We start from the raw sequence: 13374 nt of genomic DNA on the forward strand, positions 1-13374 counted from the left end.
GATACCGGTTTTCACTCTTATCTGCGGCTGATCTCAGCAAATACTTTCTCAGCTGCCTGGATTGTGTTTTCAATATCTTCATCAGTATGGGCCGTTGAGAGGAAAAGACCTTCGAATTGTGATGGCGGAAGGAATACCCCTTCATTTGCCATCCCTTTATAATAGCTTGCGAACAGCTTCAAATCAGATGATTTCGCTGTTTCATAATTAATGACTGGTTCGTTTGTAAAGAAGAAACCGATCATCGAACCTGCACGGTTAAAGGTATGCGGAATGCCATGAACCTCGGCGGCTTTTGAAATTCCTTCTTCCAGTCTGTCGCCTTTTTTGATGAAATTCTTGTAGGAATCAGGTGTCAGCTGTTTCAATGTCTCTAACCCAGCCGTCATCGCAAGCGGGTTGCCTGACAATGTACCAGCTTGATAGATCGGACCGCTTGGAGCGATCTGCTCCATGATTTCTGCCTTTCCGCCATAAGCGCCGACAGGAAGTCCGCCCCCGATTACTTTTCCTAAACAAGTCAGATCAGGCGTTACGCCGAAGTAACCTTGAGCGCAGTTATAATCAACCCGGAAGCCTGTCATCACTTCATCAAAAATCAGCAGGGAGCCGTACTGCTCAGTGATATCACGCAGACCCTGCAGGAAGCCTTCTTGCGGCGGAACAACACCCATATTTCCGGCAACTGGCTCTACAATGACTCCCGCAATGTCTTCACCGAATTGCTGGAAAGCAAGCTTTACACTTTCTAAATCATTGTACGGAACGGTGATGGTGTTTTTCGCAATGCCTTCAGGCACCCCCGGGCTGTCAGGCAGACCGAGAGTGGCAACACCTGAACCAGCTTTAATCAAGAGAGAATCGCCGTGTCCGTGGTAGCAGCCCTCAAATTTCAAAATCTTGTTGCGGCCTGTATAGCCCCTTGCCAAACGGAGGGAACTCATTGTAGCCTCTGTTCCGGAGCTTACCATTCGTACAATTTCTACAGATGGCACACGATCAATGACGAGCTTAGCCAGTTCATTTTCTACTTCAGTCGGAGCACCGAAGCTTGTCCCGTATTCAGCCACTTTTTTGAGGCTTTCTACGACGCGGTCATTTGTATGCCCTAAAATTAAAGGCCCCCATGACAAGACGTAGTCAATATATTCATTCCCGTCAATATCAAAGATTTTCGAGCCTTTTCCGCGCTCCATAAAAATCGGGTCCATGTCTACCGATTTAAATGCGCGAACGGGACTGTTCACACCGCCTGGCATGAGTTTTTGCGCTTCTTTAAAAGCCGTTTTTGATTTTTCATAGCTTCTCATCTGCCTCAACTCCTGTCAACTGAATAAAATTACTCCGCAAGCCATTTCGCTGCGTCTTTCGCATGATACGTAATAATCAGGTCGGCACCCGCGCGCTTCATGCTTGTCAAAATTTCCAACACAATTTCTTTTTCTTTGATCCAGCCGTTCTGCGCTGCAGCCTTCACCATTGAATACTCTCCGCTTACATTATAAGCGACGAGCGGCAAAGTAAACTCATTTTTTACGTCACGCATGATATCCATATAAGAAAGCGAAGGTTTGACAATCAAAAAGTCTGCGCCTTCTTCGACATCTGATTGTGCTTCGCGGAGTGCCTCCATACGGTTGGCAGGGTCCATCTGATATGTTTTGCGGTCTCCGAATTGCGGTGTGCTGTTTGCTGCATCACGGAACGGACCGTAAAACTCACTTGAATATTTAACAGCGTAAGACATGATGGGAATATTGACGAATCCTTCTTTATCAAGTGCTTCTCTGATCACTGTAACAAATCCGTCCATCATGTTTGATGGCGCAATGATATCCGCACCTGCTTTCGCTTGGCTGACAGCTGTCTGCGCCAAAAGCTCCAGCGATTCATCATTGAGGATGACCCCGTCTTTGACAAGTCCGCAATGGCCGTGGTCTGTATATTCGCACAGGCACGTGTCAGCGACAACAACCATTTCAGGGAAGTGTTCTTTAATTTCTGTGATGGCTTTTTGGACAATTCCGTGATCATGGTACGCTTGTGTTCCGCAATCATCTTTTTCTTCCGGGATGCCGAACACGATAACAGATTGAATGCCCAGTTTGACCAGCTCCGCTACTTCATCCTTCAATAAATCTAATGATACATGGTGAACATCAGGCATTGACGGAACAGCTTTTTTGCCTTCCAGACCTTCAACGACAAAAATCGGATAAATAAAATCTGATGGGTGCAAACGTGTTTCCTTTACCATTTCTCTCATTGCTTTTGATGTCCGCAGGCGGCGGTGTCTATTAAATGATTGACTCATATTCTCTCTTCCTCTCTTGACATGCTGCACATTAGCTCAAGCATGCCATCTATTGTAAATGTATCAGGCATATGCGATGTGATGCCGTATGTCAGAAGGGCATCATTTGTTAAAGGCCCAATGCTGATACAGGCCGTCCCATTCGCCTTCCACTTTTTTAATTCTTCTCCCAAGACATGCATAAACGTATGTACGGTTGATGAACTCGTAAATGTTACATAGTCAAAGGAATATTGACCCGCAGCGTCTTTCAGTGCCTCAATGCCTTCTTCATCCGGAATCGTTTCGTAGAGAACCCATTCCTTTACTTCAAAACCGAGCGGGACAAGCTCTTGTTTTATCACATCACGTGACAAATTCCCTTTCATCACGGTAATGGGCTCCCCCGGTTCAGCATGCTGCTTAAGAGCGTCAGCCAATTGTTCAGCAATATACTCCTGTGGCATCACATCAACCGATACGTTATGCGTTTTTAAACGGCGGGCGGTTTTTTCACCGACGGCTGCAATTTTTTTATGCGCAGGGAGAATAAGCTGATTTTCCTTCAGATAAGAAAAAAAGAAGTCTGCCCCGTTCACACTTGTAAAAACAAGCCAGCCTGGCGCGGTTAGATCCTCCCTTACCTGTTCCGCAACATCATTCGGCAAAGCGCGGCGAAACGTAATCAAAGAGGTTAAAACCGCTTTACCGCCAAGCGCCTCCACTTTTTGCTGAAATGATGTTGCTTGTGCCTTATTCCGGGTGACAAGCACTGTTTTTCCTTTCAACGGAAAATCATTTTCCATCCTCATCAAGCTCCCGTTTTACACGATCAATTAAATCTTTTGCTCCTTTGTCAGCCATAAGAGCGGCACAGCGCTTTCCTACTTCCTCCGGATCGTTTCCGGTGACGGTTTCTTTAAAAATGATTTTGCCGTCAGGTGAAGCGACAAGACCTGTCATTTCAATTTCATCCTGTCCATTTAACACGGAGTAGCCCGCGATCGGAACCTGGCAGCCGCCCTCCATCGCGTTTAAAAAAGCACGTTCTGCTAAGACAGTCCGTTTTGTATATTCATCTGTAAACTGAGAAAACAACGCCAACAGCTCTTCATCCGATTCTCGGCACTCAATCGCCAGTGCTCCCTGCCCCACAGCAGGCAAACAGCGCTCAGGCTCAAGGAATTCGGTTACGACATCTTGCTTCCAACCCATTCTGGAAAGGCCGGCAGCCGCTAAAATAATTGCGTCATAATCCTCTGTTTCCAGCTTTTGAAGTCTTGTATCTATATTACCTCTAATCCATTTAATTGTAAGGTCAGGGCGCTCAATCAAAAGCTGCGCGCTTCTTCTTAAACTGCTTGTGCCAACGACAGCACCTTCCTTCATTTCTGAAAGCTTTACGCGATTCTTTGAAATAAGGGCATCACGCGGGTCCTCCCGTTCAGGAATACAGCCGATCACAAGGCCTTCAGGCAAAACAGCAGGCATGTCCTTCATGCTGTGCACTGCCATATCAATCTCTTCGTTTAAAAGCGCCTGTTCAATTTCTTTGACAAAAAGCCCTTTTCCACCCACTTTTGAGAGTGTAACATCGACAATCCGGTCGCCCTTTGTCACGATCTCTTTAATTTCAAAAGCAAACGAAGGATTGATTTCCTTCAGTTTTTGAATAACCCATTTTGTTTGAGTCATAGCGAGTTTGCTCCGTCTGGAACCTACTTTAATCGTTCTCATCATTTCTTTCCTCCCGAATCTGCTTGGGACATCGTTTAACTGAACCAATGGAATTGCGACAGGCTTCCAAGCAGGAAATAATTGATCATCAGCACCAGAAAACAAGCCGTATTCCACAGTGCAGCGACCTTTCCTTGCAGCTCCTTAATCAGCCTGATATAAAGATAATAGCTGTACAGCAGCAGGACGACAAACGAACCAAGCACTTTGGCGTCAAACCAATACAGCGTTTCTAGTGAGACATACGCCCAAATGACGCCGAGAATCAAACTCAGCAGCAGCATCGGAACCCCAATGACATTTAAAACATACGCCATATAATCAAGCTTAGATAAATCTTCTATTCTCAACAGCCATTTTCCCCACTTTTTCTTTTTCAGCAGATGATATTGAAACATATATAGCACAGAAAAAACGAAAGAAAGGGAAAAAGCGCCGTATGAAAGAATCGCCATTGTAATATGAATCACCAAAAGCTCGGATACAAGCTGCCCGGAAAAAGCAGCTGACTGCTGCTCTGTCGGTGAAAATGTGTGAATGGCGATCATAGAAAATCCTATAACATTTGTAAAAAACACGATAAAGTCAACACGTAAAAGCTTTGTCAGTACAAGTGACAGCGTGACAAGCACCCAGGCATAAAAATAAAGTGCCTCTGTCACATTTAATACCGGAAACCGCCCCGTCACCCACATAAAATAGGCCAAATACACGGTTTGCAGAGTCCAGACAATAGAAAGCAACCAGAAGGCCATTTTTCCAGCCTTCCGGTTGTGTTGAAGAAAATCTATAAAATAAAAGAGTACACTTAACGCGTAAATGACGATTGTCCCCTCATTAAGTCTTGCCATTGCAGTATCAATCATTCAGCTTTCACTCACTTACAAGTGGGCTAAAGCCCGCTTTTGATTCAGCCTTCTTAAAAGAGTGGACCTTCTGGCTGCTTTCAACGGTTTTCATCATTTGACGGCCCGCAGCTTCTTCAATATCAAAAATCTGCATAAACAACGCGAGCTTTTCTTCAGAATCAGCATCTGCCGCAAGCTCTTTCACCTTTAAAATCGGATCACGAAGCATTTGGTTAATAATACTTTTGGTGTGTTTGTTCAACAGTTTTTTCTCTCTTGTGCTTAAGTGAGGCAGCTTACGCTCAATGCTGTCCATCGTTTCTGACTGGATGGCAAGCGCCTTTTCGCGCAATGCAGAAATAACAGGCACAACACCAAGTGTATTCATCCATTGTTTAAATTCCACAATGGTTTCTTCAATTAACAGTTCAACTTTTTCAGCTGTTTCTCTCCGCTCTTTCATGTTCGCTTCTACAATGCCTTCCAGATCGTCGATATCATAAAGAAAAACACCTTCAAGATCATTCAGCGCCGGATCAAGATCTCTAGGCACGGCAATGTCGACCATAAACAGCGGACGTCCCTTGCGAAGCTTATTCGCGTTTTCCATCATCTCTTTGGACACGACAAATTCACTTGCACCGGTTGAACTGATTAAAATATCAGCCTCCGCAAGCGCGCTTTCAAGCTGATTCAAGCTTCTCGCTTCACCTGAAAAACGGTCTGCAAGCTCCTTCGCTTTCAAGTATGTTCGGTTAATGACAGTGACCTTGCCGATTCCCTGTCCGTGCAGGTTTTCCGCAGCAAGCTCGCCCATTTTTCCCGCACCGAGAATCAATATGTGCTTGCTTGAAAGATTTCCGAAGATTTTTTTGGCAAGTTCAACTGCAGCATAGCTTACTGACACCGCATTTGAGCCAATGTCTGTTTCGGCGTGAGTCCGTTTGCCCACTGTAACTGCCTGCTTAAACAGCTCATTAAAAATAGTCCCGATCGTTTTTTCTTGCTGAGCTGTTTTAAAGCTGTCGCGTACCTGTCCGAGAATCTGCGTTTCGCCAATCACCATAGAATCAAGTCCGCAGGCTACACGGAATAAATGCTCAACAGCGGCATCGCTCTCATAAAACGTTAAGAACGGTGACAGCTCTTCTTTGCTTAATTGAAACCAATCAGCTAAAAACTTTTTTATATAATAACGGCCGGTATGGAGCTGGTCGACTACCGCATAAATTTCAGTGCGGTTGCAGGTTGAGACAATGATGTTTTCAAGAATGCTTTTCTCTTCTTTCAGCTGCATCATTGCTTCTGCCAGCTCATTCGGCTGAAAACTTACTTTTTCACGTATCTCAATAGGGGCGGATTTATAATCTACTCCCACAACAAGTATATGCATCGCTCTAATTACACCCCCAACACCCAATCTTAATTTATAATCATTCTAACATAGAACTCATTATTTATAATAATTATAACATAGTTTCTTTCACAAAATGTGAACAGATTTTAAAATTCTTATGCTATATTAGAAAAAGCTTCAGGGAAAAGAAGCATTCCTATTGACAATACCAAAAACAGCAGAAATTTACTACACATCAGCTCTAAAAAACAAGAAGGTGATATGCATGAAACAAAAATCAATTTTATTCCCTTGTCTGCTGCTTGCCGCTTCTGTATATGCATGGCTAGAAAGCGGTCAAGCCGAACTGTTTTCAGGGCAGGATCAATGGCCTGTTCTCCTCATGCTGTTAGGCGCAGCCTTTGTATATCAAGGAAAAAAAGAAGCCGTTACACCCCATTTTTTTATTGGTTTGCTTCTCTTCGGGATCGGCTTACACTTTTTTGCCAAGCCGAAATGGGTATGGTGGCCGGATGATTTTGAAATGCTCCTCTTTATGATCGGCTTCTCACTTCTCGTTTCAACCGTTCAAAAAAAAGAATATGTATATGAGGCTGTGTCGATGATTTGTTTTTCCCTGTTTTTGTACTTTTTCAAACAAATTATGGCATGGCTTGAGTCTGCGCATATTCCAACAGCGCTTCTGAAGGAGTATTGGCCGTTTGTCTTTATTGGAATCAGTTTATTGTTATTATTGATAAAACGAAAAAAATCTATACGATAAATAAAACCGGTAGAGGATCCTCTACCGGTTTATCATTTTTTTGATCGCTCCCCAAGCTTCGTCTTTTCCCTTTTTCGTTTCTGAGGAAAAGAGAATAAGCTCGTCTTCCGGATCAATATTTAATGTTTGTCGGACAACCTTTGCGTGTTTGTCCCATTTGCCTTTCGGGATCTTATCCGCCTTTGTAGCGATAACAATAACAGGAATGCCGTAATACTTTAAGAATTCATACATCTGTACATCATCATTAGATGGCGCATGCCGCAAATCAACGATCTGCACCACAGCTTTTAATTCCTCGCGTGTCGTGATATAGGTTTCAATCATTCTCCCCCATGCTTCACGCTCAGACTTTGACACTTTGGCAAAACCGTAGCCCGGCACATCCACAAAATGCAACTCATCATTGATAATGTAGAAATTAAGCGTTTGTGTTTTTCCCGGCTTTGATGACGTTCTCGCAAGATTTTTGCGATTGATTAATGAATTGATAAAAGACGATTTTCCCACGTTCGATCTTCCGGCCAATGCGATTTCTGGAAGCCCCCCTTCAGGGTACTGTTCCGGTTTTACTGCACTGATCACGATTTCTGACTTTGTGACTTTCATTTCTTCTCTCCTACTAAGGCATGTTCCAAAACCTCGTCTAAGTGGGACGCCAATATAAATGTCAGCCCCTCCCTGACGCTTTCCGGAATATCCTCTATATCTTTTTCATTATCTTTAGGCGCAATAATGGTCGTTAATCCCGCTCTATGTGCGCCAAGCGCTTTTTCCTTTAAGCCGCCGATCGGCAGCACGCGCCCGCGAAGCGTGATTTCCCCAGTCATGCCGACTTCACGCGAAACCGCCCGTCCCGTTAAAGCAGAAACAAGCGCTGTTGCCATCGTAATACCGGCTGACGGACCATCTTTTGGCACCGCACCCTCTGGTACATGTATATGAATATCATACTTCTCATGAAAGTCAGGTTCAATGCCAAGTTCTTCTGTTTTGGATCGCACATAGCTGAATGCAGCTTGAGCTGACTCTCTCATAACATCTCCGAGCTTTCCTGTCAGGATTAATTTCCCTTTCCCCGGAGAAAGCGATACTTCAATCGACAGCGTATCTCCGCCAACGGTTGTATAAGCAAGCCCTGTCACTACACCAACCTGATCCTCTGTTTCAGCTTGTCCATATCTGAAAATGCGTTTTCCGATAAAGTCTTGAAGGTTCTTCTCAGTAACCGTAATCCGTTTTCGCTCTTCAGCAACAATGGCTTTTGCAGCTTTACGGCAAATCGCGGCAAGCTGGCGTTCAAGGCTTCTCACACCAGCTTCTCTCGTATAGTAGCGGATAATATCAAGAATCGCCTGATCACGCAGCTGCAGGTTGCTTTTCTTCAGCCCGTGTTCTTTGATTTGCTTTGGAAGCAAGTGATCCTTTACGATTTCAAGTTTTTCTATTTCTGTGTAGCCTGCGATATTAATAATTTCCATTCTGTCTCTGAGCGGACCCGGAATTGTGGCCAAATTGTTCGCCGTTGCGATAAACAGCACTTTGGATAAATCAAAGGTTTCTTCAATATAGTGATCACTGAAGCTGCTGTTTTGCTCTGGATCAAGCACTTCAAGCATAGCGGATGATGGGTCTCCTCTAAAATCAGATGACATTTTGTCAATTTCGTCTAATAAGAAGACCGGATTCAGCTTGCCCGCTTTTTTCATCCCTTGAATAATACGTCCAGGCATTGCTCCGACATAGGTCCGTCTGTGTCCGCGTATCTCTGATTCGTCCCGAACTCCTCCGAGTGAGATTCTGACGAATTTGCGTCCCAAGCTTTTTGCAATTGATTTGGCTAAAGACGTTTTTCCGACACCTGGAGGTCCTGCCAAACAGAGAATCGGGCCTTTCAGGGATTTGGTCAGCTTCTGGACAGCCAAATATTCTAAAATACGTTCTTTTACTTTTTCAAGCCCGTGGTGCTCTTCGTCCAAGAGACGTCCTGCTTCTTTCAAATCAAGCTTATCATCTGTTTCATCCGTCCACGGAAGAGCAACCAGCCAGTCGATATAGTTGCGGATCACAGAGCTTTCCGCAGAACTTGACGGAATTTTTTCATATCTGTTCAATTCTTTAAGCGCTGTTTCCTTCACATGATCAGGCATGCCTGCTTCTTCGATTTTTTCCGTCAGCGTCTGAACTTCGCCAGTTTTGCCTTCTTTATCGCCAAGCTCTTTTTGGATCGCCTTCATTTGTTCACGCAAGTAGTATTCCTTCTGCGTACGCTCCATCGAACGTTTGACGCGCTGGCCGATTTTTTTCTCAATCTCCAGCACTTCTTTTTCATTATTAATAAAATCAATGACCTTGTTCAGCCTGTCTTTGACATCAGCCGTTTCTAAAATATCCTGCTTATCCTTTAGTTTAAGGGGCAGATGAGAAGCAACGATGTCTGCCATTCTCCCCGGCTCTTCGATATCAGTAACCGCAGCGTACGTTTCGGCCGAGATTTTTTTAGAAATTTTTATGTACTGATCAAAGTGGTCTAGCAAAGTCCGCATCAATGCTTCGTCTTCTGTATCTTTTGAATCATCTTCATGAATAAGTTGAATGTCAACCGACGTGTAATCCTCATGTTCATTGTATTTGACGATATGGGCGCGCTTGAGGCCCTCCACCAACACACGAATCGTACCGTTCGGAAGCTTCAGCATTTGCTTAATTTTTGTATAGGTGCCGACAGTGAAAATCTCGTCTTCACCAGGTTCGTCTATCGAAATATCCTGCTGAGTGGCTAAAAATATCATATGATCATGCATCATTGCCTGTTCAAGAGCCTGAACCGACTTGTCACGTCCTACATCTAAATGCAAAACCATCGTCGGGTACACTAATAAACCTCTTAAAGGGAGGAGCGGGATGCTGCGTTTTAATTCTTCTGCCATGTGACTGACACCTCCGTGACTTTAGTATGAACCATTATAATACAACTTTTTCATCCTTGTACAATAAACGGCATGGTTCCATTTTCTATAAAACAGTCTCCTCGTAGTATACCCTTTCTTTCTGATATGAAAAAGGAAAAGATGTCCTTCATGAAAAAAACCCTATTATCAAAATAGGGTTTAAACGGATTCTTTATTGATTTCGATATGAAACGGTTTTTGTTCCGTTGGCGGATTCACCAAAATTTCATCAAGCACTTCTTGGAACGTCTTCACTGCAATAATCTCGATCCCGTCAATCTGCTTTAAGATGGCCTGCTGATTTTCATATGGGATAATCACCTTTTTCGCACCGGACTGCTTGGCCGCTTTTATTTTCGGAATGACGCCTCCGATGGGTTTCACAAGACCGTTCAGGCTGATTTCGCCCGTCATCGCAACGGTATTGTCAATAGGAATTTTGTGTATCGCCGAGAAAATCCCCGCCGCCATCGCAATGCCTGCTGACGGCCCATCAATCGGAATCCCTCCTGGGAAATTGATGTGAATATCATAATCAGAAGGCTTCATTCCCATTGTCCGGAGCACGGTTAATACATTTTCAACCGAACCCTTCGCCATGCTTTTTCGCCTGATCGATTTTGATTGGCTGCCGATGCTTTCTTCTTCAGCTATTCCTGTGATGTTAATTGATCCTTTATCTTGAGCCGCGGTTACACTTACTTCGATTTCCAGAAGCGATCCGCTGTTAGGCCCATAGACTGCAAGCCCATTTACAATGCCAACCTGTGGTTCAACACCGATTTTTTGCTCGTGCTTTGGAGTAAGCTGACTGGAGTGAATGACCCATTCAATATCCTCAATCGTAATGTCCTTTCGATTCTCCGTTACAGCCATCCCCGCTGCGATTTGAATCATATTGACGGCTTCCCGCCCGTTCCGCGTGTAGCTGGTCAAAAGATCCAGTCCTTCTTCGGAGATATTTTTTTCAATTTTATCCGCTGCTGTTTTGGCAACCGTTTTCAACTCGTCCTTTTCAAGCTCGCGGAAAAAAACCTCCAAACAGCGGGACCGGATAGCTGGCGGAATTTCGTTTGGCATTCTCGTGGTCGCGCCAATCAAGCGAAAATCAGCCGGCAGCCCATTTTGAAAAATATCATGAATATGATTCGGAATTTGTGTATTTTCCTCACTGTAATACGCACTATCTAAAAAGACTTTTCTGTCCTCAAGCACCTTCAGCATTTTATTCATTTGAATAGGATGCAGCTCCCCTATTTCATCAATAAACAGCACACCGCCATGGGCATGGGTGACAGCTCCCTGCTTCGGCTGCGGAATCCCAGCCTGTCCCATCGCTCCGGCCCCTTGGTATATCGGGTCATGGACAGAGCCGATGAGCGGATCGGCAATTCCTCTTTCATCAAAACGGGCTGTTGTCGCATCGAGTTCCACAAAGACAGCCTGCTCTTTAAACGGTGATTGTTTATGTTTTTTTGCTTCTTCCAACACAAGCCGCGCAGCAGCCGTTTTCCCAACTCCCGGTGGCCCATAGACAATCACATGCTGAGGATTTGGCCCGCATAAAGCCGCCTTTAATGCTTTAATGCCGTCTTCCTGTCCGACGATATCTTTAAAGCTTTTGGGGCGGACCTTCTCAGATAATGGCTCGGACAAGCTGATAGCGCGCATTTTCCGAAGCTGCTCCATTTCCTTCTTTGATTCTTTATCTATCGTGACCTTTTGTGTCCTTTGATTTTTAAGCAAATTCCAAAAATACAAACCGATGATGATCCCAAAAAACAGCTGAATAAATAACGCGATCCCTGTCCAACTCATGGTGGTCCCTCCTGAAAAACAATTTATGTATCCAATTCATTCCTCTGATTGCTAGTATCTCCCATAGAAGACGGGAATAAACGTTTTTCCGGAAGAGTTGCATGCAAAAAAACCTCCTGAGTGTTACCACTCAGGAGGTTTGTGCTTATCTTTATGCAGATGTTTTATCTTGGCTTACCTCAGTGCCGTCTTTTAATAAGAGGCGAGGAGGCTCTCCGTGTGTCACAGTTGCCCCGGTGATTACACATTTTTCAATGTCATCACGAGAAGGCAGCTCAAACATCACATCAAGCATGATGCCTTCAATGATGGAACGGAGTCCGCGTGCTCCAGTCTTGCGTTCAATTGCTTTTTTAGCAATTTCAGAAAGCGCTTCTTCTTCAAACTCAAGCTCAACGTTGTCAAGCTCAAGCATTTTCTTGAATTGCTTAACTAGAGCGTTTTTCGGTTTTGTTAAGATCGCAACCAATGCTTCTTCGTCAAGCTTTTCAAGGCTTGCAATAACCGGAAGACGTCCGATAAATTCAGGAATTAACCCGAAACGGAGCAAATCTTCAGGAAGCACTTTTGAAAGAAGATCTTCTTTCTCAAGATCAGCAGCTTTATTGTCGGCACCGAATCCAATCACTTTTTGGCCTAAACGGCGTTTGATTATTTGTTCGATACCATCGAAAGCTCCGCCGCAAATGAACAAAATATTTGTTGTGTCAATTTGAATGAATTCTTGATGAGGATGCTTACGTCCACCTTGAGGCGGTACGCTTGCCACTGTACCCTCAAGAATTTTAAGCAATGCCTGCTGTACACCCTCACCTGACACATCACGTGTGATAGACGGGTTTTCAGATTTTCTAGCCACTTTATCGATTTCATCAATATAGATAATGCCTTTTTCGGCTTTTTCCACATCATAATCAGCAGCTTGGATGAGCTTCAAGAGAATATTCTCTACATCTTCACCCACGTATCCAGCTTCAGTCAAAGATGTAGCGTCCGCAATCGCAAACGGCACATTTAAAATGCGAGCCAATGTTTGCGCCAGAAGGGTTTTACCGCTTCCCGTAGGGCCGATTAATGAAATATTACTTTTTGAGAGCTCAACATCATCAACTTTGCTGTTAGAGTTAATGCGCTTATAGTGGTTATACACAGCAACAGCAAGTGATTTCTTCGCTTGATCTTGGCCGATGACATATTCATTCAAAATTTCGCGAATTTCCTGAGGCTTTGGTACGTCTTTAAATTCTACTTCTTCTTCTGTTCCGAGTTCTTCCTCTACAATTTCAGTGCAGAGTTCGATACATTCGTCACATATATATACACCAGGTCCAGCTACAAGCTTACGAACCTGATCTTGTGTTTTTCCACAGAACGAGCATTTTAATTGTCCTTTTTCCTCGTTAAATTTAAACATTCTTTCACCCCTTAATCTTGTCTCACTTTTTCTTTTACCGGCAGAGCAAAAGAAAATGATTCTTGAAACGAACGAGTATGTATTGCATTTTACCATACTTTCCAAAAAGACGGTAACAATGTGTTTCTGACTTGCACATTCTATATGTATGACAAAAAACAGCCCTGCATTAACTATATTGCCCCAAGAAAAA

The 13374-nt window shown here is 44.0% G+C and carries 11 protein-coding genes; 1 reads left to right on the plus strand and 10 read right to left on the minus strand.

Features of this window, described 5'->3' with window-relative positions:
- Nucleotides 1-17: 17 nt before the first annotated feature.
- From hemL to hemA, 6 genes are read right to left on the minus strand one after another with little or no spacing between them, the layout of a single operon-like run.
- Nucleotides 18-1310: a glutamate-1-semialdehyde 2,1-aminomutase gene (gene hemL / locus MKY50_RS14300; protein ID WP_341116862.1), complete on the minus strand. Its 1293-nt coding sequence runs from the start codon at nt 1308-1310 to the stop codon at nt 18-20.
- 29 nt (nt 1311-1339) lie between these two features.
- Nucleotides 1340-2314: a porphobilinogen synthase gene (hemB, locus tag MKY50_RS14305; RefSeq protein ID WP_003229631.1), complete on the minus strand. Its 975-nt coding sequence runs from the start codon at nt 2312-2314 to the stop codon at nt 1340-1342.
- The gene (gene hemD, locus MKY50_RS14310; RefSeq protein WP_024572901.1) at nt 2311-3099 is read right to left on the minus strand and encodes a uroporphyrinogen-III synthase; all 789 of its coding nucleotides are present in this window, start codon (nt 3097-3099) and stop codon (nt 2311-2313) included. Before hemD ends, hemB begins: the two co-directional genes overlap by 4 nt.
- Nucleotides 3089-4033 carry a hydroxymethylbilane synthase gene (hemC, locus tag MKY50_RS14315; protein WP_080263035.1) on the minus strand — a complete coding sequence of 315 codons (945 nt, stop codon included), beginning with the start codon at nt 4031-4033 and terminating at the stop codon, nt 3089-3091. Before hemC ends, hemD begins: the two co-directional genes overlap by 11 nt.
- 32 nt (nt 4034-4065) lie before the next feature.
- Nucleotides 4066-4896 carry a cytochrome c biogenesis protein gene (locus MKY50_RS14320; RefSeq protein ID WP_003222575.1) on the minus strand — a complete coding sequence of 277 codons (831 nt, stop codon included), beginning with the start codon at nt 4894-4896 and terminating at the stop codon, nt 4066-4068.
- A 7-nt stretch (nt 4897-4903) separates the two neighbouring features.
- Nucleotides 4904-6271, minus strand: coding sequence for a glutamyl-tRNA reductase (gene hemA / locus MKY50_RS14325; RefSeq protein WP_087614646.1), 1368 nt, complete (start codon nt 6269-6271; stop codon nt 4904-4906).
- Between the two features lie 229 nt (nt 6272-6500).
- On the opposite strand from hemA, the gene MKY50_RS14330 reads away from it, so the two are divergent.
- On the plus strand, nt 6501-6998 hold the full coding sequence (locus MKY50_RS14330) for a hypothetical protein (protein WP_003229624.1): 498 nt from the start codon (nt 6501-6503) through the stop codon (nt 6996-6998).
- Between the two features lie 21 nt (nt 6999-7019).
- Here the strand turns inward: MKY50_RS14330 and yihA are convergent, their stop codons facing one another.
- The 4 genes from yihA to clpX form a co-directional block, all read right to left on the minus strand.
- Nucleotides 7020-7607 carry a ribosome biogenesis GTP-binding protein YihA/YsxC gene (gene yihA / locus MKY50_RS14335; protein ID WP_003229621.1) on the minus strand — a complete coding sequence of 196 codons (588 nt, stop codon included), beginning with the start codon at nt 7605-7607 and terminating at the stop codon, nt 7020-7022.
- Entirely contained in the window at nt 7604-9928 is a 2325-nt protein-coding gene (gene lon / locus MKY50_RS14340) for an endopeptidase La (protein ID WP_003229618.1), read from the minus strand. The genes yihA and lon overlap by 4 nt, the downstream gene beginning before the upstream one ends.
- 180 nt (nt 9929-10108) lie before the next feature.
- Nucleotides 10109-11767, minus strand: coding sequence for an ATP-dependent protease LonB (lonB, locus tag MKY50_RS14345; RefSeq protein WP_004398923.1), 1659 nt, complete (start codon nt 11765-11767; stop codon nt 10109-10111).
- A 151-nt stretch (nt 11768-11918) separates the two neighbouring features.
- A complete protein-coding gene (clpX, locus tag MKY50_RS14350; RefSeq protein ID WP_003229613.1) occupies nt 11919-13181 on the minus strand; it encodes an ATP-dependent protease ATP-binding subunit ClpX in 1263 nt (420 codons plus the stop codon).
- Between the last annotated feature and the right edge of the window lie 193 nt (nt 13182-13374).

It is taken from the genome of Bacillus sp. FSL R7-0685 (genome assembly GCF_038002425.1).
Taxonomy (GTDB): Bacteria; Bacillota; Bacilli; order Bacillales; family Bacillaceae; genus Bacillus; species Bacillus subtilis.